The 26,732-nt window shown below is 74.9% G+C and carries 20 protein-coding genes and 6 tRNA genes; 18 read left to right on the top strand and 8 right to left on the bottom strand.

Features of this window, described 5'->3' with window-relative positions:
- Positions 1 to 52 precede the first annotated feature (52 nt).
- Both ACWPWV_RS16610 and ACWPWV_RS16615 read right to left on the bottom strand, forming a co-directional pair.
- Complete coding sequence (locus tag ACWPWV_RS16610) at positions 53 to 973, bottom strand: aminotransferase class IV (protein WP_454044028.1); 921 nt, start codon at positions 971 to 973, stop codon at positions 53 to 55.
- The gene (locus tag ACWPWV_RS16615; RefSeq protein ID WP_454044029.1) at positions 970 to 2,082 is read right to left on the bottom strand and encodes a chorismate-binding protein; all 1,113 of its coding nucleotides are present in this window, start codon (positions 2,080 to 2,082) and stop codon (positions 970 to 972) included. The genes ACWPWV_RS16610 and ACWPWV_RS16615 overlap by 4 nt, the downstream gene beginning before the upstream one ends.
- Before the next feature lie 174 nt (positions 2,083 to 2,256).
- On the opposite strand from ACWPWV_RS16615, the gene ACWPWV_RS16620 reads away from it, so the two are divergent.
- The 7 genes from ACWPWV_RS16620 (at position 2,257) to ACWPWV_RS16650 (ending at position 4,173) form a co-directional block, all read left to right on the top strand.
- Positions 2,257 to 2,329: transfer RNA gene (locus tag ACWPWV_RS16620), tRNA-Gly, on the top strand.
- A gap of 48 nt (positions 2,330 to 2,377) precedes the next feature.
- Positions 2,378 to 2,448 (top strand) — tRNA-Cys (locus ACWPWV_RS16625).
- Between the two features lie 35 nt (positions 2,449 to 2,483).
- Positions 2,484 to 2,558: transfer RNA gene (locus ACWPWV_RS16630), tRNA-Val, on the top strand.
- Positions 2,559 to 2,784: 226 nt separating this feature from the next.
- Positions 2,785 to 2,857: transfer RNA gene (locus tag ACWPWV_RS16635), tRNA-Gly, on the top strand.
- Positions 2,858 to 2,911: 54 nt separating this feature from the next.
- Positions 2,912 to 2,982, top strand: a tRNA-Cys gene (locus ACWPWV_RS16640).
- A 41-nt stretch (positions 2,983 to 3,023) separates the two neighbouring features.
- Positions 3,024 to 3,095, top strand: a tRNA-Val gene (locus tag ACWPWV_RS16645).
- Positions 3,096 to 3,225: 130 nt separating this feature from the next.
- The gene (locus tag ACWPWV_RS16650; protein WP_454044030.1) at positions 3,226 to 4,173 is read left to right on the top strand and encodes a hypothetical protein; all 948 of its coding nucleotides are present in this window, start codon (positions 3,226 to 3,228) and stop codon (positions 4,171 to 4,173) included.
- A 33-nt stretch (positions 4,174 to 4,206) separates the two neighbouring features.
- Here the strand turns inward: ACWPWV_RS16650 and hrpB are convergent, their stop codons facing one another.
- Positions 4,207 to 6,753, bottom strand: a complete 2,547-nt coding sequence (hrpB, locus tag ACWPWV_RS16655) for an ATP-dependent helicase HrpB (RefSeq protein WP_454044031.1) — start codon at positions 6,751 to 6,753, stop codon at positions 4,207 to 4,209.
- 61 nt (positions 6,754 to 6,814) lie between these two features.
- Here hrpB and ACWPWV_RS16660 point away from each other — a divergent pair, with 61 nt between their 5' ends.
- On the top strand, positions 6,815 to 7,183 hold the full coding sequence (locus ACWPWV_RS16660; RefSeq protein ID WP_454044032.1) for a DUF2277 domain-containing protein: 369 nt from the start codon (positions 6,815 to 6,817) through the stop codon (positions 7,181 to 7,183).
- A gap of 9 nt (positions 7,184 to 7,192) precedes the next feature.
- The gene (locus ACWPWV_RS16665; RefSeq protein WP_454044033.1) at positions 7,193 to 7,528 is read left to right on the top strand and encodes a hypothetical protein; all 336 of its coding nucleotides are present in this window, start codon (positions 7,193 to 7,195) and stop codon (positions 7,526 to 7,528) included.
- Positions 7,529 to 7,597: 69 nt separating this feature from the next.
- Here ACWPWV_RS16665 and ACWPWV_RS16670 read toward each other — a convergent pair whose 3' ends face one another.
- On the bottom strand, positions 7,598 to 7,810 hold the full coding sequence (locus ACWPWV_RS16670; protein WP_454044034.1) for a hypothetical protein: 213 nt from the start codon (positions 7,808 to 7,810) through the stop codon (positions 7,598 to 7,600).
- 198 nt (positions 7,811 to 8,008) lie between these two features.
- Here ACWPWV_RS16670 and glgX point away from each other — a divergent pair, with 198 nt between their 5' ends.
- Genes glgX through ACWPWV_RS16685 form a run of 3 tightly spaced genes read left to right on the top strand, consistent with a single transcriptional unit; the run spans position 8,009 to position 15,860 of the window.
- A complete protein-coding gene (gene glgX, locus ACWPWV_RS16675) occupies positions 8,009 to 10,291 on the top strand; it encodes a glycogen debranching protein GlgX (RefSeq protein WP_454044035.1) in 2,283 nt (760 codons plus the stop codon).
- Between the two features lie 20 nt (positions 10,292 to 10,311).
- Positions 10,312 to 14,856 (top strand): malto-oligosyltrehalose synthase, encoded by a 4,545-nt coding sequence (gene treY / locus ACWPWV_RS16680; protein ID WP_454044036.1) that lies wholly within the window; start codon positions 10,312 to 10,314, stop codon positions 14,854 to 14,856.
- Positions 14,857 to 14,870: 14 nt separating this feature from the next.
- A complete protein-coding gene (locus ACWPWV_RS16685; RefSeq protein ID WP_454044037.1) occupies positions 14,871 to 15,860 on the top strand; it encodes a PPK2 family polyphosphate kinase in 990 nt (329 codons plus the stop codon).
- Between the two features lie 49 nt (positions 15,861 to 15,909).
- Here the strand turns inward: ACWPWV_RS16685 and zapE are convergent, their stop codons facing one another.
- Positions 15,910 to 16,926: a cell division protein ZapE gene (gene zapE / locus ACWPWV_RS16690; protein WP_454044572.1), complete on the bottom strand. Its 1,017-nt coding sequence runs from the start codon at positions 16,924 to 16,926 to the stop codon at positions 15,910 to 15,912.
- A 121-nt stretch (positions 16,927 to 17,047) separates the two neighbouring features.
- Between zapE and ACWPWV_RS16695 the strand changes: the two genes are divergently transcribed.
- Together ACWPWV_RS16695 and ACWPWV_RS16700 are read left to right on the top strand one after the other, a co-directional pair.
- Positions 17,048 to 17,953: a dihydrofolate reductase family protein gene (locus tag ACWPWV_RS16695; protein WP_454044038.1), complete on the top strand. Its 906-nt coding sequence runs from the start codon at positions 17,048 to 17,050 to the stop codon at positions 17,951 to 17,953.
- Between the two features lie 5 nt (positions 17,954 to 17,958).
- Entirely contained in the window at positions 17,959 to 18,444 is a 486-nt protein-coding gene (locus tag ACWPWV_RS16700) for a hypothetical protein (RefSeq protein WP_454044039.1), read from the top strand.
- 30 nt (positions 18,445 to 18,474) lie between these two features.
- Here the strand turns inward: ACWPWV_RS16700 and ACWPWV_RS16705 are convergent, their stop codons facing one another.
- The 3 genes from ACWPWV_RS16705 to gndA are packed head-to-tail and all read right to left on the bottom strand — an operon-like array spanning position 18,475 to position 21,951.
- On the bottom strand, positions 18,475 to 19,245 hold the full coding sequence (locus tag ACWPWV_RS16705) for an aspartate/glutamate racemase family protein (RefSeq protein WP_454044040.1): 771 nt from the start codon (positions 19,243 to 19,245) through the stop codon (positions 18,475 to 18,477).
- Positions 19,238 to 20,509: a carboxylate--amine ligase gene (locus tag ACWPWV_RS16710; protein WP_454044041.1), complete on the bottom strand. Its 1,272-nt coding sequence runs from the start codon at positions 20,507 to 20,509 to the stop codon at positions 19,238 to 19,240. Before ACWPWV_RS16710 ends, ACWPWV_RS16705 begins: the two co-directional genes overlap by 8 nt.
- Positions 20,506 to 21,951 carry an NADP-dependent phosphogluconate dehydrogenase gene (gene gndA / locus ACWPWV_RS16715; RefSeq protein ID WP_454044042.1) on the bottom strand — a complete coding sequence of 482 codons (1,446 nt, stop codon included), beginning with the start codon at positions 21,949 to 21,951 and terminating at the stop codon, positions 20,506 to 20,508. Before gndA ends, ACWPWV_RS16710 begins: the two co-directional genes overlap by 4 nt.
- 274 nt (positions 21,952 to 22,225) lie before the next feature.
- Here gndA and ACWPWV_RS16720 point away from each other — a divergent pair, with 274 nt between their 5' ends.
- The 4 genes from ACWPWV_RS16720 (at position 22,226) to ACWPWV_RS16735 (ending at position 26,694) form a co-directional block, all read left to right on the top strand.
- On the top strand, positions 22,226 to 22,819 hold the full coding sequence (locus tag ACWPWV_RS16720) for a DUF3000 domain-containing protein (RefSeq protein ID WP_454044043.1): 594 nt from the start codon (positions 22,226 to 22,228) through the stop codon (positions 22,817 to 22,819).
- Positions 22,816 to 24,099 (top strand): HRDC domain-containing protein, encoded by a 1,284-nt coding sequence (locus ACWPWV_RS16725; protein WP_454044044.1) that lies wholly within the window; start codon positions 22,816 to 22,818, stop codon positions 24,097 to 24,099. The genes ACWPWV_RS16720 and ACWPWV_RS16725 overlap by 4 nt, the downstream gene beginning before the upstream one ends.
- Before the next feature lie 22 nt (positions 24,100 to 24,121).
- Positions 24,122 to 25,165, top strand: a complete 1,044-nt coding sequence (locus ACWPWV_RS16730) for a lipid II:glycine glycyltransferase FemX (protein ID WP_454044045.1) — start codon at positions 24,122 to 24,124, stop codon at positions 25,163 to 25,165.
- Between the two features lie 200 nt (positions 25,166 to 25,365).
- Positions 25,366 to 26,694 carry a thiolase family protein gene (locus ACWPWV_RS16735; protein ID WP_454044046.1) on the top strand — a complete coding sequence of 443 codons (1,329 nt, stop codon included), beginning with the start codon at positions 25,366 to 25,368 and terminating at the stop codon, positions 26,692 to 26,694.
- Positions 26,695 to 26,732 lie beyond the last annotated feature (38 nt).

Raw genomic sequence — 26,732 nt, forward strand, 5'->3', positions numbered from 1 at the left:
CGAGGTCGATACTAGCCTGAACCGGACCGGAACGGAAAACCGGCTCGAGCCCTCACGGATCGAGACGCTCGCGCCGCCGGCGCTCGAACAGCTCGCGCGCCGCGAGCGACACGGTCCCCGCCTCCACCTCGACACCGTCCAGCCACGCCACGGGCTGCACGTTGCGCACCGACCCGGTCAGCAGCAGCCCGGCACGGCCGTCCGACACCTCGTCGAGCACCTCGAACGGGAGCTCGCCCGGGAGCGCCTCGCGCACGGGCAGGCCGTCCTCGGCGGCCCACTCGAGGAGCAGCTCGCGCGTGATGCCCGCGAGGCACCCCGTCGAGAGCAGCGGTGTGACGAGCTCCCCGCCCCGCTCGACGAAGACGTTGGCGCCCGTCCCCTCGCACAGGTCGCCGCGCGTGTTCGCGAGCAGGGCCTCGTCGCCGCCCCTCGCCACGGCGTCGGCGAGCGCGACGACGTTCTCCGCGTACGACGTCGTCTTGAGACCCACGACCGCCGAGCGCTCGTTGCGCGTCCACGGCGACCGCACGGCGCGACCGCGCGGGACGATCGTCGCCGGACCCGCCGCGACGACCACCGTCTGCGCCCCGGGCGTGCGGCCCGACCCCAGCGGGCCGAGGCCCGCGGTGACGGTGATGCGCAGCCGGCCGACGGCGCCCGCGCCGCCCGACGCCCGGGTGCGCGCCTCGTCGAGGACCTGCGCGACGGCGTCGCGCACGAGGGCGTCGTCGGGCGCGTCGAGCCCGAGGCCGCGCGCCGAGCGGGCGAGGCGGCGCAGGTGCCGCGTGAGGGCGAACGCCCTGTCGTCGAACACGGCGCACGTCTCGAACACGCCGTCGCCGACGGTGATGCCGTGGTCGACCGCGCTCAGCGCCCGGTCGCCCGGGGCGACGAGGCGGCCGTCCGCCCACACGACGAGGTTCTCGGGCGGTGCGGCGGGGGCTCCCGGCGTGGGCAACGGCTGCGTCATGGTTCCAGTGTGCCGGAGGCGAGCCCGACGAGACGGCGCGCCTTGAGCTCGGTCTCCTCCCACTCGCGCGCGGGCTCGCTCCCCCACGTGATACCTGCACCGGTCCCGAACCGCAGCACGCCGTCGGACCACCAGAACGTCCGGATCCCGACGGCGAGCACCGCCTCGTCCCCGTCCACCCACCCGACGGCCCCGCAGTACGGGCCCCGCGGGGCCGTCTCGAGCGCGGCGATGACGCGCAGCGCGGACGACTTCGGCGCGCCGGAGACCGACGCCGGCGGGAACGTCGCCCCGAGCACGCGCCCCCAGCGGTCGGGCGCGGCGAGCACGTCGTCGCGCACCCGGCCGGCGACGCGGCTCACGAGGTGGACCAGACCGGGGTGCTCCTCCACCGCGAGCAGGTCCGTGACCTCGACGGTCCCGGGGTCGCACACGCGCTGCAGGTCGTTGCGCACGAGGTCGGTGATCATGACGTTCTCGGCCCGGTCCTTGGCGCTGAGGCCGTCCGCGGCGGGCGCGGTGCCCTTGATCGGTCCCGACGTCAGGACCCCGCCGGAGAGCCCCAGGAACAGCTCCGGGGACGCGCTGACGACCCACACGGGGTCGACGCCGCTGCTCGCCGGGACGTGCACCATCCCTCCGTAGGGGGCGGGGTTCCCCCGTGCCAGCCGGAGCGCGAGGGCCCGCGCGTCCGGCTCGCCGGAGCCGTCGGGCGCGAGCGGGGCGCTGAGCACGCGGCACACGTTCGCCTGGTACACCTCGCCCTCGCGCACCTCGTCGCGCACGCGCGAGACGGCGGCCTCGTACGCGGGACGGCTCAGCGAGCTCGTCCACGACGTCGGCGCGGGGCCGCGCCAGGCCGGTGCCGCGGCGCCGTCGGCGTCGGACCACGTCGCGTCGTCGGGGTCGACGCGCTCGGCGAAGCGCCACGCACGCACGCGCCCGCCCGCGGCGGGCCCGTCGAAGTCGGCGACGACGAACCAGGGGCCCTCGGACCGCAGCCGCTCGGGCGAGCGGCGCACGTCGACGCACTCGATCACGCCGCGCGCGGCGCGGCCGGCGAAGCGCGCGGCACCCGCGCCGACGAGCGTCTCCCCAGGTCCTGGCACGGGCCCACGCTACCGACCACCACGGCGACCTCCGGGCCGGGCGCCCGGGCCGCCAGGACGGCGCACCGAAGGCCGGTTGGACGTCGGGCGCCCGAGTCGACTAATGTCTGGGACGCGCCGGAACGCCGGGGACGCCCGATCGAGAGATCGGACGGCTCCCGAAGGACCGGCCGCGCGGATGTGGCTCAGTTGGTAGAGCATCACCTTGCCAAGGTGAGGGTCGCGGGTTCGAATCCCGTCATCCGCTCGGAGGCCCACTCTCGACAACCCCCTCGGGGGCGTCGGAGCAGGTCGCGGTGGAGTGGCCGAGAGGCGAGGCAGCGGCCTGCAAAGCCGTATACGTGGGTTCGAATCCCATCTCCACCTCACACGCAGTACCAGCATCACCTGCACGACCACCTGGGCGATTGGCGCAGCGGTAGCGCGCTTCCCTGACACGGAAGAGGTCACTGGTTCGATCCCAGTATCGCCCACCAGCACGACGCGAGAGGCCGTCCCGGCACGACCGGGGCGGCCTTTCGCGCGCCACGACGCGCCTCTCCCCGCACATGCCCCTCCAACGGCCCTCCTCGCGCCGGCGTGCCGGGCGGATGCGGGACACCGGGCGAAAGTCGGCTAGTATGTGGGACGCGCCGGAACGCCGGGGACGCCCGAGATCTCGATCCTGAGTTCTCGATCGACGCCCTCTCAGCATCCGGCCGCGCGGATGTGGCTCAGTTGGTAGAGCATCACCTTGCCAAGGTGAGGGTCGCGGGTTCGAATCCCGTCATCCGCTCGGAGGCCCACTCTCAGACCGTCTCTCTCGGGAGCGAGTGAGGACGTGTCTCACGGTGGAGTGGCCGAGAGGCGAGGCAGCGGCCTGCAAAGCCGTCTACGTGGGTTCGAATCCCATCTCCACCTCGCGAGCGGCAACCCTCAGCACGGACGTCGAGGGTGCCCTCGGGCGATTGGCGCAGCGGTAGCGCGCTTCCCTGACACGGAAGAGGTCACTGGTTCGATCCCAGTATCGCCCACCGAGCACCAGCACGGGCCGTTCCGGAGGACTCCGGAGCGGCCCGTCCCGCGTCGGAGGTCAGAGGTCCGGCCGCAGCCGGGCAGCGACCCACCCCACGCGTCCTCCGCGCGCCCGCTACGCTCACCGCCATGGCCGACGACCGCACCACCGAGGACACCAGGACCGACGACCGCCCCCGGGTCGACGTGCTGCCGCTGGGCCGGTCCCCCCGGCCGGTGACCGGCGCGGAGCTGGGCGCCCGCGTGCGGTCCGCGGTCGTCGAGATGGTCGCGGGCGACCTCGCGGAGGGTGCGGTGGAGCACCTCGACCGGCTGCGGGTGGACGCGACCGTGGACGGCCCGGACGTCCCGACCCTCGACGTCGACCTCAGCGGCATGGTCGTCCGGCCGACGCGCTCGACGGACGGCGGCGCCGCACGCACCGACGCACCAGCACCCACCGACCCCGCGGTCCCGGCGTCCACCGACGCGGCCACGCGCGAGGACGGCGTCCTGCGCCGCCTGCGCGTCGACGCGCACCCCGTCACGGTCGAGGGGGTGCCCGTCGACCTCGTGCTCGAGGCGCAGGACGTGCGGTTCCGGTGGGTCGCGGGCGCGGACGGGTCGCTCGGCGTCGAGCCGGTGGAGCCGGGCGACGACGCGCCGCTCCGCGGGCACGTGCGCGTCGCCGCACCGCAGGACGCGCTCGTCGAGGCGGCGCGGCGCCTGCTCGAGGAGTCGCTCCGCACGCTGGGCGGCCTCAGCCTCTCCTCGTTCGAGGTCGAGGTCGAGTCGACCGGACCGCGCTCCGCCCGCGGCTCCGGGTTCGCGCGGGTCCGCAAGGGGATCCTGTCGGCGAGCGTCCACGCGCGGGCCGTCGTCGAGGTCGACGCCGCGATGGTCCTCACCGTGCGGGAGCTGAGCCTGACGAGCCGCAACCCGGTGGTCGCGGGCGCGCTGCTCGCGGCGCGCACCCACGTCGAGCGCGCGCAGGGCCGGACCGTCGACCTCGCGGCCGAGCTGCCGCCGGGCGTCCGGCTCGCGGACGTCCGGCTCGACGTCGGTGAGTCGGTCGCGGTGTCCGCCCGGTTCGCCTGACGGGGTCCTCCGGCACGACGACCGACGACGAGGTCAGTCCCGGCGCCGTGGCCGTGGCGTGCCGCGCAGCGGTGCCGCCGTCGTGGGGTCCTCGGGCCACGCGTGCTTGGGGTAGCGGCCGCGCAGCTCGGCGCGCACCTGCGGGTAGCCCTGGGCCCAGAACGACTCCAGGTCCGCGGTGACCGCGGCCGGACGACCCGCCGGGGAGAGCAGGTGCAGGAGCACGGGGACACGACCGCCCGCGACGCGCGGGGTGCGCGTCCAGCCGAAGGTCTCCTGGAGCCGCACCGCGAGCACCGGCTGCTCGTCGGCGTAGCCCACGGCCACGGACGAGCCGCTCGGGACGACGAGCCGCTCGGGCGCGAGCTCGTCGAGGCGCGACGCCGCGGGCCACGGCAGCAGCCGGCGCAGCGCCGGGGCGAGGTCGACGCCCCGGCCCCGGCCGAGCGCGGGCAGGTCGGGGCCCAGCCAGTCGTCGAGACGGTCCAGGAGCGCGTCGTCCGCGACGTCGGGCCACGGCTCCCCCAGGGCGCGGTGCAGGAAGCGGAGCCTGTCGCGCAGCCGCACCGCCGCCCCGCTCCACGGGAGGGAGTCGAGGCCGTCGCGCCGCAGCCCGTCGCGCACCGCCGTGACGACCGCACGGGCGGGCGGGTCGCGCCACGGGTCGCGCGAGAGCTCGATGGCGCCCAGCGACGTCACCCGGACGGCGCGCACGCGTCCCGAGGTCCACTCCACGACCTCCGCCGTCCGGTGCTCGGCAGCGGCGGCGGCGCGCGCCGTCGCCTCGTCCACGGGAGCCGCGGACCGCACGACGGCGTCCGCGCGACCTGCCGCACGGTCCACGTCCGCGACGGCGAGCCAGGGCGTGCCCTGCAGCGGTGAGCCCGCGGGCAGCCGTGCCCCCGCGCCCGACACCAGGAGGTACGACTCCCCGCCGGAGCGCAGGCGCGCGACCCGGTCCGGGTGCGCGAGAGCCACGACGTACCCGACGGCGGCGTCGTCGGTCGTGCGCGGGCCGCCGGGGCCGTCGGCCCGTCCGTGACCCGCGTGGCCCGTGGCGGCACCGGTGGCGTCCCTCGCGACGCGCTCGAGCCGGTCCCGCTGCGCCGCCCAGGGGCCCGACCCCGGTCCACCGCGACGCAGACCGCGCAGCGCGGCGGGCAGGTCGGCACCCGGCGCCCGGACGTCCTCCGAGAGCAGCGCGACCACCTCGGCCGCGCGACGCGCGCCGACCTCCGGCACGGCGTCGAGCAGCGCCCGCGCGCGGCGGGGGTCGGCGGGGACCGAGGCGATCCGGCGCCCGAGCGGGGTCGCCCCGTCCGGCCCCACCGCGCCCAGCCCGTGCAGCACCTCGCGCGCCGCGGCGAAGGCGGCCGCGGGAGGCGGGTCCAGGAGAGCCAGCCCGGTGCCGTCGGGGCTGCCCCAGCACGCGAGCTCGAGCGCGAACCCGGTCAGGTCCGCGGTCCGGATCTCCGGCTCGGGGTGCCGCGCCAGACGCGCGTGGTCGCCCTCCGACCAGCACCGGTACACCGCCCCCGGGGCCTCACGACCCGCGCGGCCCGCACGCTGTTCCGCGCCCGCACGGCTCACGGCGACCGTCACCAGACCGGGCAGGCCACGACGCACGTCGGTGCGCGGCTCGCGCGCCAGCCCGGCGTCGACGACCACCCGCACGCCGGGCACGGTGATCGAGGACTCGGCGACCGCGGTGGAGACGACGACCCGGCGCCGCGGCCCGGGCTCGAGCGCACGGTCCTGCTCGCGCGGCGGCAGGCGACCGTGCAGCGGGCGCACGTCCGCCTCCACGCCGGCGAGACCACGGGAGACGAGGTCCACCTCGCGCGCGCCCGGCACGAACACGAGGACGTCTCCCGCACGCTCCGCCAGCGCGCGGCGGGTCGTCGCGACGACGTGGTCGCAGAACGCGCGTGCCGTCCCGAACGCGTCGGTGCGCGGCCCCCGGGACGGGCACCAGACGACGTCGACCGGGTGCAGCGTGCCCTCGACGCGCACGACCGGGACGGCGCCCGGGGTCGTCCCGGCGCCACCCGCGAGCGCCCGCGCGGTGCGCTCGGCCTCGACGGTCGCGGACATCGCGACGAGCGCGAGGTCGTCGCGCAGGTTCTCGCGCACGTCCGCCAGCAGGGCGAGCGCGAGGTCGTCCTCCAGGTGGCGCTCGTGCACCTCGTCCAGCACGACGGCGGCCACGCCCGGCAGCTCGGGGTCGCGCTGGAGCCTGCGCACGAGCGTGCCGGTCGTGACGATCTCGACCCGGGTGCGGCGCGACGTGCGCGACTCGCCGCGCACGGTGTACCCGACCGTGCCGCCGAGCTCTTCGCCGAGCAGCGACGCGAGCCGCCGCGCCGCCGCGCGCGCGGCGATCCGGCGCGGCTGCGTGACGACGACGCGCCCGTCCAGCGCCGCCGCGAGGGCCGGGGGGACGAGCGTCGTCTTGCCCGTGCCCGGCGGCGCCTGCACGACGACGGCACCGACGTCGCGCACGCCCCCGACGACCTCGTCCAGGTGGTCCCCCACCGGCAGGTCGGGAGGTGCGGCGAGGAGGCGGGCGATCGGGTCCACCCTCGTAGTGTCGCCCGGCCGCCCTTCCCCGGGCGGCGCGGCCCGGCGTACGGTCGGGAGCATGTGCCGGAACATCACGACCCTGCGCGGCCTCGTCCCCCCGGCGACGGGCGAGGAGGTCGAGGCCGCCGCCCGCCAGTTCGTCCGCAAGGTGACCGGGATCCAGCGCACCAGCGCCGCGACCGAGGAGCCGTTCGAGCGCGCCGTCACCGAGATCCAGGAGATCGTCGCCCGCCTGCTCGACGAGCTGCCCGAGCGCCGCCAGCCGCCGCCGACGGTCCCGCCGCTGCGCCGCGAGGAGGTCCGCGCGCGCATCGCCGCGCGCGAGGCCGCGGAGCGCGAGCACGAGCGCGCGCACGCCCTCGGCCTGGCCCACGCGCACGACGACGCCGAGGAGGAGGCACCGACCGCTCGCACGGCAGGCGTCTAGGCTCGTCCCGTGGAACTCGCTCCCCCGGCGCTCGACGGCACCCCCTCCGGCGGGCCCCGTGCCCCTGACCGGCCCGAACCCGTGAGCGCGTCGATGCGCCGCGCGAAGGCGGGCGCGCGCGCCGCGCACGTCACCACCGGCCAGGTGCGCGAGGACCCGGCGGGCCACGTCACGATCGAGTGCTCGTGCGGGATGGTGCTGACGAACGGTCCGGACTGGACCGTGGACGAGCACATCCGGCTGCACCGTGCCGAGGCGCGCTACCTCGCGCTCAGCGCGGTCGCGCCCGCCGGGATGCCCCGCATCGTGCCCGTCGACGCCGCGCGCCTCCCGCGCCTGGACTGAGCGCGGCGACCGGGCGGGACCGTCCCGTCACGCCCGGGTCCGCGCCGGCCGACGCGGGTCGGCGTGGGGTCAGAGCTCGTCCGGGTCGTCCCACGAGGTCCCGGACGACGCGCCCTCGATCGGCCGGCGCTCGACCTCCGACAGCGAGTGCGGCGCCTTCGTCGCGTCGCCCCCGGTCAGGACGTCCCCGCGCTCCTCGTCGTCGTCGCGGGGCGGGGACAGCCGCGCCGAGGCGATGTCGGACTGGTTGAGGTCGTCCTGGCGGAGCGGGTCGGTGCTCATGCCACGGGTCTACCAGGTCGCCCGGGGACACGCACGCGCTCCCCCGTCCGTGCCGGGGTGCCGCGGGGACCAGGCGGACGGCGTTTGTCGTGCGCGCTTGGCACACTTTTTTAGGCGAGGCTTCGAGTGTGGCGTGCGTCTCACCCGGGACGGCGACTCCCCAGCGCGACGGTCCGTGGCCCATGACATCCTCTGGGGATGCAGACCTGGCCTGGCCACCCCTACCCCCTCGGGGCCACCTTCGACGGCTCGGGGACGAACTTCGCCCTCTTCTCCGAGGTCGCCGAGCGCGTCGAGCTGTGCCTGCTCGACGACGACGGCAGCGAGCTGCGGCTCGACGTGGAGGAGATCGACGCCCACGTGTGGCACGTGTACCTCCCCGGCGTCGGCCCCGGCACGCGCTACGGCTACCGCGTGCACGGCCCGTACGACCCCGCGAACGGGCACCGGTGCAACCCGTCGAAGCTCCTCCTCGACCCGTACGCCAAGGCGATCGAGGGCCAGATCGACGGCGACGAGTCGCTCTTCTCCTACCGCTTCGGCGACGACCCGGGGGCGGCCGGGGACGATCGGGACACCCAGGACGCCGAGGAGGGTCAGGAGCCGGGAGACGACCAGGACTCCGGCGCGGCACCTTCTGCCCCCTCGCTCAACGACGACGACTCGGCCGCGCACACGATGGTCTCCGTCGTCGTGAACCCGTACTTCGACTGGGGTCACGACCGCCCGCCGAACCGGGACTACCACGACAGCGTGATCTACGAGGCCCACGTCAAGGGCATGACGATGCTCCACCCCGACGTGCCCGAGGAGCTGCGCGGCACCTACGCGGGCATGGCGCACCCGTCGGTGATCGAGCACCTCGTGTCGCTCGGCGTCACCGCCGTCGAGCTCATGCCGGTCCACCAGTTCGTCAACGACCCGAACCTCGTGGAGAAGGGCCTGTCGAACTACTGGGGCTACAACACGATCGGCTTCTTCGCGCCGCACAACGGCTACGCCGCGTACGGGACGCGCGGCGAGCAGGTCATGGAGTTCAAGTCCATGGTCAAGGCGCTGCACGAGGCCGGCATCGAGGTGATCCTCGACGTCGTGTACAACCACACGGCCGAGGGCAACCACATGGGCCCCACCCTGAGCTTCCGGGGCATCGACAACAAGGCGTACTACCGCCTGGTCGACGGCGACGAGGCCCACTACTTCGACACCACGGGCACGGGCAACTCCCTGCTCATGCGCTCGCCGCACGTCCTGCAGCTCATCATGGACTCGCTGCGGTACTGGGTCACGGAGATGCACGTCGACGGGTTCCGCTTCGACCTCGCGGCGACCCTCGCGCGGCAGTTCCACGAGGTGGACCGGCTCTCGGCCTTCTTCGACATCGTCCAGCAGGACCCGGTCATCTCCCAGGTCAAGCTCATCGCCGAGCCGTGGGACCTGGGCTCGGGCGGGTACCAGGTGGGGGGCTTCCCGCCGCTGTGGACCGAGTGGAACGGCGACTACCGGGACACGGTGCGCGACTTCTGGCGCGGCGAGGCCTCGACGCTGCCCGAGTTCGCGAGCCGCCTCACCGGCTCGTCCGACCTGTACGAGCACAGCGGGCGCAAGCCCATCGCGTCGATCAACTTCGTCACAGCGCACGACGGCTTCACGCTCAACGACCTCGTGTCCTACGACCACAAGCACAACGAGGCCAACGGCGAGGACAACAAGGACGGCGAGAACCACAACCGCTCGTGGAACTGCGGCGTCGAGGGACCGACCGACGACCCGGAGGTCCGGGCGCTGCGCGCGCGCCAGCGCCGCAACTTCCTCACGACGCTCCTGCTGTCCCAGGGCGTGCCCATGCTCGCGCACGGGGACGAGATCGCCCGGACCCAGGGCGGCAACAATAACGGGTACTGCCAGGACAGCGAGATCACGTGGATGGACTGGCGGGGCATCGTCGACGACGCCCACGCCACGGACCCGCCCGCGCACGACGAGGACGTGCCCACCGACCCCGACGCCGAGGAGCGTCGCGCGCTGCTCGAGTTCGCCCGCCGCGTCGTGTGGCTGCGCCGCGACCACCCGGTGCTGCACCGACGGCGCTTCTTCGTGGGACGCGGCGCCGAGGACACGGCGGACGACGCCGCGCACCTGCCGGACATCGAGTGGCTCGACATCACGGGCTCGCGCATGGACTCCGAGGACTGGAACCAGGCGTACGCCCGGTCCGTGATGGTGTTCCTCAACGGCGACGCCATCCCCGAGACCGACCGCCGCGGCGAGCCGATCGTCGACGACTCGTTCCTGCTGCTCCTCAACGCGCACCACGACGTGCTCGAGTTCACGGTGCCGGGCGCGGAGTACGGCGAGTCGTGGTCCGTCGTGCTCGACACGGACGGCACCGTCGACCTCGGCGACGAGCTCCGACCGGGCGACACCGTGCCCGTCACGGGGCGCAGCTCGATCGTCCTGACCCGCCCCCCGCTGCGGTGACGGGCACGGTGACAGGCGCGGTGACAGGCGCGGTGACGGGCACGGCGACCGGAACGGTGACGGAGGGGACGGGCGCGGCCCCGCGGGACCGGGGCGCGTCGGTTCCCGGCGGCACCCCGGTCTCGACGTACCGGCTGCAGCTCGGCCCGGACCTGACGTTCGACGACGCCGCGCGCCAGGTGCCGTACCTCGCGCGCCTCGGCGTCACGCACCTCTACCTGTCCCCCGTCCTCCAGGCCGCGCCGGGATCCACGCACGGGTACGACGTCGTCGACCACAGCCGCATCAGTGCCGAGATGGGCGGGCGCGCCGGCCTGGACCGCCTCGCCGCGGCGGCGCGGGCCGCCGGCCTCGGGATCGTGCTCGACGTCGTGCCCAACCACATGGCCGTGCCGACCCCCGCGTGGCACAACCGCGCGCTGTGGTCGGTGCTCGAGCGTGGTCCCGAGTCGCCCTACGCGTCGTGGTTCGACGTCGACTGGTCGGCCGGCGAGGGCGCCGTGCTCATGCCGGTCCTCGGCGTGCGCCTCGGGGACGCGCTCGCCGCCGGGGACCTCGTCCTCGACGAGATCGTCGTGCCCGACCCGCCGCCGGACCGCGACCCGGCGGACGCCGGCGCCGACACCGGCGCCGGCAGCGGGGGGACGCGGACGACCGTCCTGCGGTACTTCGACCACGTGTTCCCCGTGCGCGAGGGCACGCAGGACCTCCCCCTCGCCGAGCTCGTCGAGCGGCAGCACTACCGTCTGGCGTTCTGGCGCGTCGGCGACGAGGAGCTCAACTACCGGCGGTTCTTCGACGTCGGCTCGCTCGTCGCGGTGCGGGTCGAGGACGAGGCGGTGTTCGACGCGACGCACGCGCTCCTGCTCGACCTCGTGACGTCCGGCGTCGTCGACGGCCTGCGCATCGACCACCCGGACGGGCTCGCCGACCCCGGGCAGTACCTGGACCGGCTCGCCGAGCGCACGGACGGCGCCTGGGTCGTCGTCGAGAAGATCCTCGCGGGCGACGAGCAGGTGCCGCCGGACTGGGCCACGGTCGGCACCACCGGCTACGACGTCGCGTGGCGACTCCAGCAGCTCTTCGTCGACCCGGGCGGTCGCGCCGGGCTCGACGCGGTGATGACCCGGCTCACCGGCGACCTGGCCGGCGGTCTCGAGGGCGTCGTCGAGCAGGCCAAGCACGAGGTCGTCGCCGGGCCGCTGTACGCCGAGGTGCACCGCCTGACGGACCTCGCGGCAGCGGTCTGCCACGACGACCCGCGGCTGCGGGACCACACGTGGCGGGCCCTGCACCAGTGCCTGCGCGAGCTGCTCGTCGCGTTCGACCGGTACCGGGCCTACGTCGAGCCCGGCGTCACGCCGCGGCACGAGGCCGTCCGTGCCGTCGAGGAGGCCGCGGCGCGAGCCCGCGCCCGCCTGGACCCGCAGCGCGGCGAGACGCTCGACGTCGTCGTCGACCTCGTGCTCGGGCGCGAGGTCGGCAGCGCCGGGCGCCGGCGCGAGGCGCGCCGCGACGAGCTCGTCGTCCGGTTCCAGCAGGTGTGCGGCGCGGTGACCGCGAAGGGCGTGGAGGACACGGCGTTCTACCGCTGGACCGAGCTGTCGAGCCTGTGCGAGGTGGGCGGGGAGCCCGACCGGTTCAGCATCGGCGTGCACGACTGGCACGCGTTCGCCCAGCGCTTCTCCGCCCTCACGCCTCTCGCGCTCACGGCGGGGTCGACCCACGACACCAAGCGCGGCGAGGACACGCGGGCCGCCCTGGGCGTGCTCGCCGAGGACGCGACCGGGTGGGCCCGTCTCGTCGAGGAGGTCCGGTCCGCGAGCGCCCCGTACCGCGGCGTCCTCGTCGACGGGCTCGCGGAGAACCTGCTGTGGCAGACCGTCGTCGGGACCTGGTCGCCCGACGCGCCGGCCACGCCCGAGGACGCCGCCGAGGGGGCGCCGGGCACCGGCGACGAGCACCGGGCGATCGCGGCGGACCGCCTCGTGGACTACCTGCGCAAGGCGCTGCGCGAGGCCAAGGTCCGCACGTCGTGGACGAGCCCGGACGACGCGTACGAGCGCGCCGTCGAGGACCTCGCGCGCCGTGCGCTGGAGGACCCGGTCGTCCTGGCGGCGTACGCGCGCTGGTCGCACGACCATCGCGAGGAGCTGCGCGCGGCGAGCCTCGGGATCAAGCTCGTCCAGCTCACCGCGCCGGGGGTCGCGGACGTGTACCAGGGCAGCGAGGGCTACGCCCCCACGCTCGTCGACCCGGACAACCGGCGCCCGGTGGACGTCCACGACCTCGGGACCCGTCTCGCACGGCTCGACGAGGGCGCCGGGGCGCGCACCCTGGCCGACGAGAAGCTGCTCGTGACGTCCCGCGCGCTGCGGCTGCGTCGCGACGTCACCGGTGCCTTCGTCGGGCCCGGGGCGGGCTACGCGCCCGTCGCGACGTCGACGCCCTGCGCGCTGGCCTTCGCACGCACGCAGGACGGCACGCCGCGCGCGGTGACGGTCGCGACGCGGCTGCAGGGCACGGTCCGACGCCTCGGCGGGTGGCGCGACCACGTCGTGGCGCTCCCCGCGGCGCCGGGCGGGTGGCGCGACCTGCTCACCGACCGCGTGCACCCCGCAGGACCCGTCCCGGTCGCCGAGCTCCTGGCGGACCTGCCCGTCGCGCTGCTGGTCGAGGCGGGGGGCATGACGCCGGCCCCACCGCCCCGCGGGACCCCCATGCTCTCCGTGCCGGGCCCCCGCCCCCTCGTGTGGGCGCCGACCGCACGGACGGTCGAGCTGCTCCTGCCCCGGCCGGGCTCGGGCACCTTCGACGGCGCCCGTCGCGAGTCGCTGCGGCTCGTCGGGGCGCACGTCCCGGGCTGGTGGGGCTACGACCACGAGCTGCCGTGGGGGACGGACTACGGGTTCGCGGTCGACGACGGTCCCGGCCGGCCGGACCCGCGCAGCCCGTGGCAGCCGTACGGGGTGCACGGCCCGAGCCGCACGTTCGACCCGGCGTTCGCGTGGACCGACGACGGCTGGGCGGGTCGCGACGTGCGCGGCGAGGTCCTGTACGAGCTGCACGTCGGGACGTTCACGGAGGAGGGCACGCTCGACGCCGCGATCGGCCGGCTCGACCACCTCGTCGAGCTCGGCGCCGGCGCGGTCGAGCTCCTGCCCGTCGCGGCCTTCGGGGGCCGCTGGGGATGGGGGTACGACGGAGTCCACCTCTACGCGGTGCACGAGCCCTACGGGGGACCGCGCGCGCTGCAGCGCTTCGTCGACGCCGCGCACGCGCGCGGTCTCGCGGTCGTGCTCGACGTCGTCTACAACCACCTCGGCCCGTCCGGGAACTACCTGCCCGAGTTCGGGCCGTACTTCACCGACGCGCACCACACCCCGTGGGGAGCGGCCGTCAACCTCGACCGCTCGGGCAGCCGTGAGGTGCGCGAGTGGGTCGTCGACAACGCCGAGCGCTGGTTCGCCGAGTTCCACGTCGACGCGCTGCGTCTCGACGCGGTCCACGCGCTCGTCGACGACTCCCCCACCCACGTGCTCGCCGAGCTCGCGCGGCGGATCGACCGCGTCGAGCAGGAGCTCGGCCGCCCGCTCACCCTGATCGCCGAGTCCGACGAGAACGACCCGGCCACGGTGACCGGTGTCGAGCAGGGTGGGCGCGGGATGCGCGCGCAGTGGGCCGACGACGTGCACCACGCGCTCCACGCGCTCGTCACGGGCGAGCGGGAGGGCTACTACGTCGACTTCGGGTCGGTCGCCGTGCTCCGCAAGGCGCTGACCGGCGTGTTCGTCCACGACGGCACGTGGTCGACCTTCCGCGGGACGCGGTGGGGACGACCGGTGCCCCAGGGGACCGACGGGCACGCGTTCGTCGTGTGCGCGCAGAACCACGACCAGGTGGGCAACCGCGCGCAGGGTGACCGGCCGTCGGCGACGCTCGACGCCGGGGGGCTCGCGGTGTCCGCGGCCCTCGTGCTGCTGTCCCCGTTCACCCCGATGCTCTTCATGGGCGAGGAGTGGGGCGCGTCGACGCCGTGGCAGTTCTTCACCGACCACGACGACCCGGAGCTCGCCCAGGCGATCCGCGCCGGCCGGGCCGCGGAGTTCGCAGGTCACGGCTGGGGCGCGCCGGGCGACGACGGACCGGTCGTGCCCGACCCGCAGGACCCGGCGACGCGCGCGGCGAGCGTGCTCGACTGGTCCGAGCGCCTCGACGGCGACCACGCGCGCCTGCTCGCCTGGTACCGCACGCTCGTCGGGCTCCGCTCGCGCGCCGACGTGCGCTCGGGCGACCTGTCGGCGGTGACCCTGCACGGGCCGGACGGCCCCGCCGACGACGCGTCCGCGGAGGAGGGCCGGCTCGGTCCCGACGACGGGCCGGCGTTCGTCGTGGAGCGGCGGACCGTCGCCGTCGCGGTGAACCTGGGCCGGCGTCGTCGCGCCCTGCGGCTCGCGCTGGCCGGCTCCCCCCGCCTGCTCGCGGCGTGGGACCCCACGACGGAGGTCCGCGACCGGATCGTCGACCTGCCCGCGCGTTCCGTCGCCGTCGTGTCCTGGGTGTGACTACGCTCACGTCCATGGCTGCGGCGAAGAGGTCCGAGAAGAAGTCCGAGAAGAAGTCCGGCAAGACGTCGCGCAAGCTCGCGGGCAAGCACCCTCGGGGGAAGTCCTCGAAGAAGGCGGCGACCGAGGCGCGGGACGCTGCCGTCGCGAGCCGTACCGCCGTGGAGTGGGACTCCCCGCCGACCGAGGTGCTGCGCGCGTCGTCCGGCCTGGACCTCGCGACGTTGGACCGGCACGCGACCCCGGGTTTCGGCGGCGACAAGGCTGCGGGCCAGGCGCTCGTGGCGGACCACGCGGACGAGCTGTCCGAGCTCCAGGAGCGGCTGTTCGCCGAGGGCCGCTCCGGCGGCTCGCGCTCGGTCCTGCTCGTCCTGCAGGGCATGGACACCGCCGGGAAGGGCGGGATCGTGCGGCACGTCGTCGGGCTCGTCGACCCGCAGGGCGTCGCCCACCACTCGTTCGGCGTCCCGACGCCCGAGGAGCTGCGGCACCACTTCCTGTGGCGCATCCGGCGCGCGCTCCCGCGACCCGGGTACATCGGCGTCTTCGACCGGTCGCACTACGAGGACGTGCTCGTCGGCCGCGTCGACTCGCTCGTGCCCGAGGACGTGCTCGAGAAGCGCTACGACGAGATCAACCGGTTCGAGGAGAAGGTCGTCGCGTCGGGCACGACGGTCGTCAAGGTCGCGCTGCTGGTGTCCTACGAGGAGCAGCGCGCACGGCTCATGGAGCGGCTCGAGCGCCCGGACAAGTACTGGAAGTACAACCCGTCCGACGTCGACTCCCGCAAGAAGTGGCCCGCGTACCAGGAGGCGTACCAGACCGTCCTCGACCGCACGAACACCGAGGTCGCGCCGTGGCACGTGGTCCCCGCGGACCGCAAGTGGTTCGCGCGACTTGCCGTGAGCGAGCTCCTGCTCGACGCGCTGCGCCGGTTCGACCTCGGCTGGCCGCCGGCGGACTTCGACATCGAGGTCGAGAAGCGCCGCCTCGCCGCGACGTGACCGTCCGGTCGTCGCCGAGGCGGTCGGCGCGGCCGGGCGGGCCGGTCCGTCAGGCGGCGCGGACGAGCTCGCGCCCGTCCTCGGCGAGCGCACCGAGGCGGGACAGCGCCCGGTAGTACTTCTTGCGGTAGCCGCCGCGCAGCATCTCGTCGGTGAAGAGGCCCGTCTCCCCCGCGCCGCCGAGCAGCACGGGCACGTCCCGGTCGTAGAGCCGGTCGACGAGCACGACGAGGCGCAGCGCCGACGACTGGTCGACGACCGGGTGGACGCCCGTGAGGGCGACGGCCTCGACGCCGTCGAGCATCGCGCCGTACCGGCTCGGGTGGACCTGCGCGAGGTGGGCGAGCACGTCGTCGAACGGGTCGAGGGTCGCGCCCGGCACGTGCGCGGCCGTCGCGCGAACGACCTCCTCGGCCAGCGGGGCGGAGTCGGTGACGACCGCGCGATGGCGGTAGTCCTCGCCGTCGACGCGGAGCACCTCGAAGCGCGCGGCGAGCGCCTGGATCTCGCGCAGGAAGTCCTCCGCGGCGAACCGGCCCTCGCCGAGCGCCTCCGGCAGCGTGTTCGACGTCGCGGCGAGCGCGACGCCGCGGTCCGCGAGCTCGCGCAGCAGGCGCGACATGAGGACGGTGTCGCCCGGGTCGTCGAGCTCGAACTCGTCGATGCACACGAGCTTCTTCGTCGCGAGCGCGTCGACGGTCTCCCGGAAGCCCATCGCCCCGACGAGGTTCGTGTACTCGACGAACGTGCCGTACGCGCTGACGTCGAGTCCCACGGCGTGCGCGAGAGCCGTGAGCAGGTGCGTCTTGCCGACGCCGAACCCGCCGTCCATGTACACGGCCGGCGCGGTCGTGCGGCGCGCGAAGAGGCCCTTGCGCGGCGGCTTCACGACGGCGCCCGCGACCTCCTCGAGCCGCGCGACGGTCTGCGCCTGGCTGGGGTAGCGCGGGTTGGCGCGGTACGTGGCGAACCGGGCGTCGGCGAAGTGCGGCGGCGGCACGAGGTCGGCGAGGAGCCGGGACGGCGGGACCGACGGGTGGACGTCCGCGAGCGCGGGGAGGCTCACGGCGGTGCCCGCGTCCGGCCCGGAGACCTTGCCCGTGGAGCCTCTCGGCGCGGTCGTCCCACCGGATGCTGGCGCTGAAGTCACGAGGATCGAGCCTACGCCTGCCGCTACCGTTGCCGCTGTGACCTCTGCCACGACGCCTGCGTCCGGTTCACCGCCCTCCGGGCCCCCGACCGGCGGCGCGGCCGCGGGGCGGGACGACCTGCCGCGGCTCGACGTCCTGCTCCCCGCCCCCCGGCGTCTCGACCCCGATCCCCGGGAGGACGCGCTCGCCGCCCTCTACGCGCACGACGCGCCGTCGCGCGGCCCCGCGACCGTGCGGGCGAACATGGTGACGAGCATCGACGGCGCGGCGTGGGGGCCCGACCAGCGCTCCGGGTCGATCAACGACGAGGCCGACTGGCGGGTGTTCCGCGTGCTGCGGGCCCTCGCCGACGTCGTGCTGGTCGGTGCCGGCACGGCCCGCGCCGAGGGCTACACCGCGCTGGGGCGTCCCCGCGGGCTCGCGCACCTGCACGGGTCTCCCCTCGAGCTGGCGCTCGTGTCCCGGACCGGCCGGGTGCCCGAGCGCCTCGCGGCCGCGGACCGGCCGCCGTTCCTCCTCACCGGAGCGGTCGGGGCCGCCACCGCGCGCTCGGTCCTGCCCGACGACCGCGTGGTCGTGGTCGGCGAGGACGAGGTCGACCTGGGTGCCGGGCTGCGTGCGCTCGCCGACCGCGGCCTGCGCCGCGTGCTCACCGAGGGAGGCCCCACGCTCCTCGGCGACCTGCTGCGGGCCGACCTCGTCGACGAGCTGTGCCTGACGACGACGCCCGGGGTCGTCGGACCGGGACCGGGGCGCATCGTCGCGGGCGACGCGCCGACCGGGCCGACCGGGCCGCCGGGGTCCGCAGGGCCGGCGGCTCACGGCCGCGCACCCACGCTCCCGCGCGGCGCACGGCTCGCCCACCTGCTGCACAGTCCCCACGCCCGTCCCGGCGCACCGGCCGGTACGACGATCGCGCGCTGGCTCCTGCCGTTAGGCTGACGCGCGTGACCGACACGATCCTGGTCCTCACCGAGGACACGCTGAACCCGGCCGACGTCCAGCACATCCTGTCCCTGCACGAGGGCGAGGAGCTGGCCTACCGCGTCCTCGTGCCGGCCGACACCGAACGGAACCTCGTCTCCGCGCTGATCGACCACCTCAGCGTGGGCGAGCTCAAGCAGGCGTGGGACGAGGTGCTCGGTCGCGAGCCGTCGGAGAAGCAGGCGAAGGCGACGGCCGCCGAGCAGCTCGAGCGCAGCGTCGCCGAGCTCCGCGCCGCCGGCCGCGTCGCGGACGGCACCGTGACCGAGGACGACCCCCTGCCGGCGCTGCGCAAGGCCGTCGCGGGCGGCGACGTCCGCGAGGTCGTCGTGGTGACGTACCCGCACGCGGTCGAGGACACGTTCCACCGGGACTGGGCGTCCCGCGCGCGGGACGAGCTGCACCTGCCGGTCCTGCACCTGTACTCGGGGACGAGCGAGCTCGGCTGACCCGCCCGGCCGCGGACCGGGTCGCGCGCCTCAGCCCCGCACGCGGTGGCCCGCGCGACGGATCGTCGCGCGGGCGAGCTGGTCCATCGAGTCGAGGTACACGGGGTCCGCGAGGAGGTCGTGGTCGACGGCCACGACGGACAGCTCCGTGCACCCGAGGACGATCACCGACGCGCCGCGCTCCACGAGGCGCCCGGCGACGGCCCGGAACGTGTCGATGTCGACCGGCCGTCCGGCCTTGACCTGCTCGTAGATGATCTGCGAGACGAGCGCCTGGTCCGCGTCGTCGGGCACGACCGTCGTCACGCCGTGGGCGGCGAACGCGTCCTGGTAGACGCCCGCGGCGGCGGTGCCCGCCGTCGCGAGCAGACCCACGGTCGACAGCCCCGGGACGCGCTCGCGCGCCGCCTCGACCGTCGTGTCGATGATCGACACGAAGGGGACGCTCACGGCGTCGACCACCTGCTGCGTGAAGTGGTGGGCCGTGTTGCACGGCATGACGAGGAACGACACGCCGAACGACTCCAGCCGGCGCGCGTCGCGCGCGAGGACCGGCCCGGGGTCGTCCGCGGAGCGCCCGAGCACGAACGCGGTGCGGTCCGGGATCGTCGCGTGGTTGAGGACGACCATGTCCAGGTGGTCCTGGTCGCGCTCCGCGTCCGTGAGCTCGACGACGAGCTGGAGGAAGTAGGCCGTCGCGAGCGGCCCCACGCCGCCGATCACGCCCACGGGCGGCCGGTCCTCGCCCGCCTCGCCGGTCCTGCCCGCGCCGGCGCCGCGACCGGCGTCCGTGTCAGCCACGTCCGCCCCGGCCTCCGTCGTCCGGTGCCACGTAGGCGGCCTTCGCGGCGGACACCGGGTAGAACGCGCGGAACTTCTGCACCTGGCGCAGCTCGGCGACCCTGACCCACAGGTCCCGACGCCACGCGCGGTCGCGCGAGTACTTGAGCGGGTGCCCCACGCGCCTGACCTTGCGCACCCGCGCGGCGACCGCCGGGTCCGTGGCCCCGCGCACGTAGCGGCGCAGCAGGAACCCGGGGACGATCCGGTAGAGCACGGGCACGCGACGCGGGTCGGGCACGCGCCCGCCCTGCAGGTGCTCGCCCACCCAGTACATGGCCGGGTTGATCCCGCTCGCCGTGAGGTAGAAGTTCGAGCGGCCGGTGCGCGGGTTGAGCTCGAAGAAGTACCCCGTGCCGTCGCGGGGGTCCACCTTGATGTCGAAGTTGGCGAAGCCCGTCCAGCCGAGGTGCTCGACGAGCCTGCGCGCGTCGGCCTCGATCTGCGGCAGCGGTCCCGTGAGGATCGCCGCCGGGTTGCCGAGCGTGCCCGGGGTGTGCTCCTCGAGCAGCACGTGGCCGCCGTGCGCCATGCGCACCTGACCCTTCTCGTCCGAGAAGGTGGTCATGATGCGCATCTGCGCGTCGTTGCCCGGCACGAACTCCTGGACGATGAACGGCTCGCGGTACCCCGCCTCGCCCGCCGTGCGCAGCAGCCACCCGAGCTGCTCGCGGTCCGCGAGCTCGTGCACCTTGCGCTTGCCCGTGAACGACGTGCGGTGCCAGGCCACGTTGTCGCCGGGCTTGGCGATGATCGGGAACCGCAGGTCGAGGTCGCCGACGCTCTCGCCGCCGTGGCGCACGACCGTGCGGGGGTGCGGGACGCCGAGCTCGACGCACAGCTCGGAGAACCGCTGCTTGTCCATGACGCGGTCGAGCAGGTCCGTGGTCGTGTACGGGACGACCGCGACGTCCTCGATCTTCGCGCGGTGCTCGGCGAGCGCCTGCACGTACCAGTCGACGCACGTGACGACCATCGCGGGCGCCTTCGCGCGCGCGGCGATCTCCCGGATCGTGCGCACCATGACCTCGGGGTCGTCGAGGTGCGGCTCGATGACGTTGTCGAGGATGGTCGAGTACCGGATGTTCCGCGTGGAGACGATCGTCACGACCGTGCTGCGCACCCCGTACGCCTCGTGGAACGCGCGGGCCAGGCTGTACGCGCCGGCGTCGCCACCCAGGATGATCGGGTGGACGACCGCCGGGCGTACGACGCCTCGACTCACGCGTCGCCTTCGCGCGTCTCGCTCCGGTCGCGGGTCCACTCCGTGTGGAACACGCCCGGGCCGTCGACCCGCCGGTAGGTGTGCGCGCCGAAGAAGTCGCGCTGCGCCTGGATGAGCGCGGCGGGCAGGCGCTCGGCCCGCACCCCGTCGTAGTACGCGAGCGACGACGAGAATGCGGGCGTCGGCACGCCGTTGAGCGCGGCCTGCGCGACGACGCGGCGCCACGCGGAGAGCCCGTTGCCGACGGCGCCGGTGAAGTACTCGTCGGCGAGGAGGAGCGGCAGCTGGACGTTGCGCTCGTACGCCTCGGTGATGCGGTTGAGGAAGCGCGCGCGGATGATGCAGCCCCCGCGCCAGATGCGCGCCATCGCGCCGCGGTCGATGTCCCAGCCGTACTCGGCCGACGCCGCGGCGATCTGGTCGAACCCCTGCGAGTACGCGACGACCTTCGACGCGTAGAGCGCGAGCCGCACGTCCTCGACGAACGCGTCGCGGTCCGTGACGTCCCACGCCTGCGCGTCCGCGGGCAGCGCCGCACGGCCCGCCTCGCGCTGCGGGACGGAGCCCGACAGTGCGCGCGCGAACGTCGCCTCGGCGATGCCGGTGATCGGGACGCCGAGGTCGAGGCCGTTCTGCACCGTCCAGCGGCCGGTGCCCTTCTGCTCCGCCTGGTCGAGCACGACGTCGACGAACGCCGAGCCGGTCCGCGCGTCGACGTGCTGCAGCACGTCGGCCGTGATCTCGATGAGGAACGACTCGAGGTCGCCCGTGTTCCACTCCTCGAAGATCTTCCCGATCTCCGCCGCCGACGCGCCGAGGCCCTGCTTGAGCAGGTCGTACGCCTCGGCGATCAGCTGCATGTCCGCGTACTCGATGCCGTTGTGGACCATCTTCACGAAGTGGCCCGCGCCGTCGGGGCCCACGTACGTGCAGCACGGGACGCCGTCGACCTTGGCGGAGATGTCCTCGAGGATCGGGCCGAGGCTCGCGTACGACTCGCGCGTGCCGCCGGGCATGATCGACGGGCCGTTGAGCGCGCCCTCCTCGCCGCCGGACACGCCGGTGCCGACGAAGTGCAGCCCCTGCGCCGACAGCGACTGCTCCCGACGGATCGTGTCGGGGAAGTGCGCGTTGCCCGCGTCGACGACGATGTCGCCCTCCTCGAGCAGCGGGACGAGCTCGTCGATCACCGCGTCGGTCGCGGCGCCGGCCTTGACCATGATGACGACCTTGCGCGGGCGCTCGAGCGACGCGACGAAGTCGGCCATCGACTCCGACGGGACGAAGTCGCCCTCGGAGCCGGCCTCGGCGATCAGGGACTCCGTCTTGGCGTACGAGCGGTTGTGCACCGCGACCGTGTAGCCGTGGCGGGCGAAGTTGCGGGCCAGGTTGCGACCCATGACCGCGAGTCCGGTCACACCGATCTGTGCTCGTGCTGCCATCTGCTTCCCTGCTCCTCGGAGATCGGTACCGACGGCCTCGAGGGCACGTCCGCGGCCGGGCGGCGCCGCGCGAGCGGCACCGAGGACGCGACGGCAGGCAGGTGCAGCCGGTACGGGGCGGATACGCGGACAGCCTAGTCCCCCGCGCCCGACGGCTCCGGACGTGGTCACCATCCGGGCGTGGTCAGCGGTGGTGACGATCGCGGTCACGATTCGGTGACGTCCGCGCGCGCCGCGGCCCTCACCGCGCGCGCCGGCTCGTAGTGTGCTGAGGGTGATCACCGCACACGGGACCGACGCGCCCGCGGAGTTCCGCGCGGCGCTGGACTCCGTCGCCGCCCGCCGCGTGCGCCCCGAGGTGACCCTGCGCGAGGTCCCGGCGCCACGGCGCATCGCGCCGTTCTCCGTCGCCCTCACCGGGGAGGTCGCCGGCGCGGACGACGACGAGCCGGACCTCGCCTCCGGGCGGTTCATCCTCCTCCACGACCCCGCGGGCCAGGAGGCCTGGCAGGGCCGGTTCCGGGTCGTGACGCTCGTGCGTGCCACGCTGGAGCCCGAGATGGCGGCGGAGGACATGCTCGCCGAGGTCGCCTGGACCTGGCTCGCCGACGCGCTGCGGGACACGCGGGCCTCGGCGCGTGCGGAGGGCGGGACCGTCACCCGCGTCCTGTCCCAGAGCTTCGGCGCCCTCGCCGGGCGCGCGAACGACGTCGAGCTCGAGATGCGCGCGTCCTGGACGCCGCTCACGACGGACGTCGGACCGCACCTCGCCGCGTGGGCGCAGCTGCTGTGCACGGCCGCCGGGCTGCCCCCGCTGCCCGAGGGGATCACACCGTTGCCCGCGCGACGCAATACCGTGGGTCCATGAGCTCGGCCGCAGCACCTGCATTTTCTCCCCTCGACCAGCCCGACGCCGCCCCGGACGACGGCGCGGTCGTCCCCGTCGTCGTCCCGCTCACCGAGCCGTCGGACGGGGTGGGTCCCGTGGTCGACACCCCGGAGGCGTTCGCGCGCGTCGTCGACGCGTTCGCCCGGGGGACGGGTCCCGTCGCGGCCGACGCGGAGCGCGCGTCGGGCTACCGGTACGGCCAGCGCACCTATCTCGTCCAGGTCCGGCGCGAGGGAGCGGGGACCGCGCTGATCGACCCCGTGGGCGTGCCGGACCTCGCGCCGCTGCGCGAGGCGGTGGGCGACACCGAGTTCGTGCTGCACGCCGCGTCGCAGGACCTGCCCGGGTTCGCCGAGCACGGGCTGCTCCCGGCGCGCGTCTTCGACACCGAGCTCGCGGCGCGGCTGCTCGGGATGGAGCGCGTCGGGCTCGCGGCCGTCGTCGCCGAGCTCCTCGGCCTCGGGCTCGCGAAGGAGCACTCGGCCGTCGACTGGTCGACGCGCCCGCTGCCTCCGGAGTGGCTGCGCTACGCCGCGCTCGACGTCGAGGTCCTCGTCGAGCTGCGCGACGTGCTCGCGGCGCGGCTCGAGGAGGCCGGCAAGACGCGGTGGGCGGAGCAGGAGTTCGAGGCGGTGCGCACGGCTCCCCCGCCACCGCCGCGGGTCGACCCCTGGCGACGGACGTCCGGCACGCACACGCTGCGCGACGCGCGCCGCCTCGCGGTCGTGCGCGCGCTGTGGGAGGCCCGCGACGTCAACGCCCGACGGCGGGACATCGCGCCGGGTCGCGTGCTGCCGGACCGCGCGATCGTCGCGGCCGCCGAGGCGCTCCCCCGCAGCGTCGCCCAGCTCGTGGCCCTGCCCGCCTTCGCCGGGAAGGGCACGCGGCGGCGCGCCGCCTACTGGCAGCAGGCGATCGACACCGCGCTCGCGCTGCCCGCGAGCGCCCTGCCGTCGGTCCGCGGACCGCGCTCCGACGCCCCGCCGCCGCCGCGCGCGTGGGCCGACCGCGACCCCGGCGCCGCGGCGCGCCTCGAGGCCGCCCGCGCCGTCGTGCAGGAGCTGTCGGAGCAGCACACGGTCCCGGCGGAGAACCTGCTCCAGCCGGACGCGCTGCGCCGCCTGTGCTGGACGCCCCCCGACCCCGCCGACGCCGCGGGCGTGGCGGCGTTCCTGCGCGGCCGGGGCGCTCGGGAGTGGCAGGTCGAGCTCCTCGCCGAGCGGCTCGCGGCCGCGTTCGCGGACGTGTCGGACCGGTAGGCGGACGGGTAGGGTCGGGGCCGTGCACGACACGAACCTGACGATCCGGACAGTGACCGACCGCGACACCTGGGACGCGCAGGTGAACGCGCTCGGCGGGCACCCGCTGCAGCTGTGGGGCTGGGGCGAGGTCAAGGCGACGGGCGCCTGGACGCCGCGCCGTCTCGAGGCGGTCGACGCCGACGGGCGCACCGTCGGCCTCGCGCAGGTGCTCGTCCGGTCCCTGCCCGCCCAGTTCAAGGCGTTGTGCCACGTGCCGCGCGGCCCGGTCGTCGCCCCCGCGGCGGACGGGTGGGGCGCCGGGCCGGGCGTCGGGGACGACGCGGCGCGCGACGCCGTGACGCGCGCGGTCGTGGCCTGGTGCAAGGAGAACGTGGGGGGCGTCGGCATCACGATCGAGCCGGACTGGCCCGTCGGGACGCACCTCGACCTGCCCGACGCGCGCGACGCCGCGAACCCGATCCTCTACCCCGTCACGCTGATCCTCGACCTCGCGAAGACCGCGGACGAGCTCACGGCCGCGATGGGCAAGTCCACGCGGTACGACATCCGCAAGGCGGCCCGCACGGGCCTCGAGGTGCGTCGCGTCACGGACGAGGCCGAGGTCCGCCAGGTCCTCGCGGTCTACCACGAGACGGCGGAGCGGGCGGGTTTCGCCCTGCACGACGACGAGTACTACCTCGCGATCCACCGCGAGCTCGGCGAGCACTCGGTGCTCGTCGCGGCGTTCTCCGAGGGTGCTCCCGTGTCGTTCGTGTGGTGCGTGGCGTCGGCGACGACGTCGTTCGAGCTCTACGGGGGGATCGACGACGCCGGCCGGAAGCTGCGCGCGAACGCGCCGGTCAAGTGGCACGCGATCACGCTCGCGCAAGAGGCCGGGCTCGTGCGCTACGACATGAACGGCCTGCTCAACGACGGCATCAGCGAGTTCAAGCGCAGCTTCGCCCAGCACGACGACGAGCTCGTGCACAGCATCGACGTGCCGTTCTCGATGTGGTACTCGGCGTGGAACAAGGGCCTGCCGACCGCGAAGAAGGTCGTGCGGAGGCTGCGCGGGGCCCGCTGACCGCCTCCTGCCACGGAACGACGCGAGACCCGGTATCGCTCGGTCGATACCGGGTCTCGTCGTGTCGTAGCATCGTTCTCGTGCTTTCCCGATACTCGCGGTAGCGTGTATCACCTGAGCGGTGTCGCTCCGGACGCCGCCGTCCCGACCATCTGACCCGGCCCCACCACGGCCGGACCACCCGACCGGATGGAGATGCCATGACCGTGGCCGACACCTTGGCCCCAGGAGCCGACGCGGGCGCGAGCGCCCGCGAGGCCCACGCGCCCACCCAGGCGGCCCGCCGTCGCGCCGTGCGCGACGTCGTCTTCGTCGAGGGCGTGCGCAGCCCGTTCGGCAAGGCGCGTCCCGACGGGATCTACGCCGAGACCCGCGCTGACGACCTCGCGGTGAAGACGGTGCGCGAGCTCCTGCGCCGCCGCCCCGAGCTCCCGGTCGAGCGCATCGACGAGCTCGCCCTCGCGGCGACCACGCAGACGGGCGACCAGGGCCTGACGCTCGGACGCAGCGTCGCGGTGCTCGCGGGGCTGCCGAAGTCCGTGCCGGGGTTCGCGATCGACCGCATGTGCGCGGGCGCGATGACCGCCGTCACGACGACCGCCGCCAACGTCGCGGTCGGGGCGCAGGACGTCGTCGTCGCGGGCGGCGTCGAGCACATGGGCCACCACCCCATGGGCGAGGGCTCGGACCCGAACCCCCGCTTCGTCGCCGAGAGGCTCGTGGACTCCAGCGCGCTGGTCATGGGCGCGACCGCGGAGAACCTGCACGACCGCTACCCGCACCTCACCAAGGAGCGCGCGGACGCCTACGCCGTGGCCAGCCAGGCCAAGTACGCGAAGGCCCTCGCGAACGGCGACATCTCCTCCGACCTCGTCCCGATCGCGACGCGCTCGGCCGAGCTCGGCTGGGGACTGGCCACCGCCGACGAGCTCCCGCGTCCCGGCACCACGGTCGACGCCATCCGCGACCTCAAGACGCCGTTCCGTCCCGGGGGCAAGGTCACCGCGGGCAACGCGTCGCCGCTGACCGACGGCGCGACGGCGTGCCTGCTCGCCGCCGGCGAGGTCGCCGACGAGCTCGGCCTGCCCGCGCGCATGCGCCTCGTCTCCTTCGCCTACGCGGGCGTGGACCCCGAGGTCATGGGGTATGGCCCCGTGCCGGCGACGGAGCGAGCGCTCGCGTCCGCGGGACTGACGATCGACGACATCGGCCTGTTCGAGATCAACGAGGCGTTCGCCGTCCAGGTGCTCGCGTTCACCGACCACTTCGGCCTCGCGGACGACGACGAGCGGGTCAACCTCTACGGCGGCGCGATCGCCATGGGCCACCCGCTCGCGTCCTCGGGCGTGCGCCTCATGACGCAGCTCGCGCGCCAGTTCGAGCAGCACCCCGAGGTGCGCTACGGCCTGACGACCATGTGCGTCGGGCTCGGCATGGGCGGCACCGTGATCTGGGAGAACCCGCACCACGCCGACTACTCCGGCCACGGCGCCGCCGACACGACCACCGCGACCGACGGGGAGAACTGACCGTGAGCGAGACGACCTCCGAGACCACCACGAGGCCC

Source organism: Cellulosimicrobium sp. Marseille-Q8652 (genome assembly GCF_965112045.1).

Coding starts and splice junctions, on each gene's coding strand:
- glgX (WP_454044035.1), top strand. CDS start 8,009: ATGCAGACCTGGCCTGGCCACCCCTACCCCCTCGGGGCCACCTTCGAC.
- ACWPWV_RS16685 (WP_454044037.1), top strand. CDS start 14,871: ATGGCTGCGGCGAAGAGGTCCGAGAAGAAGTCCGAGAAGAAGTCCGGC.
- ACWPWV_RS16735 (WP_454044046.1), top strand. CDS start 25,366: ATGACCGTGGCCGACACCTTGGCCCCAGGAGCCGACGCGGGCGCGAGC.
- ACWPWV_RS16725 (WP_454044044.1), top strand. CDS start 22,816: ATGAGCTCGGCCGCAGCACCTGCATTTTCTCCCCTCGACCAGCCCGAC.
- ACWPWV_RS16650 (WP_454044030.1), top strand. CDS start 3,226: ATGGCCGACGACCGCACCACCGAGGACACCAGGACCGACGACCGCCCC.
- gndA (WP_454044042.1), bottom strand. CDS start 21,951: ATGGCAGCACGAGCACAGATCGGTGTGACCGGACTCGCGGTCATGGGT.
- ACWPWV_RS16660 (WP_454044032.1), top strand. CDS start 6,815: ATGTGCCGGAACATCACGACCCTGCGCGGCCTCGTCCCCCCGGCGACG.
- ACWPWV_RS16670 (WP_454044034.1), bottom strand. CDS start 7,810: ATGAGCACCGACCCGCTCCGCCAGGACGACCTCAACCAGTCCGACATC.
- ACWPWV_RS16610 (WP_454044028.1), bottom strand. CDS start 973: ATGACGCAGCCGTTGCCCACGCCGGGAGCCCCCGCCGCACCGCCCGAG.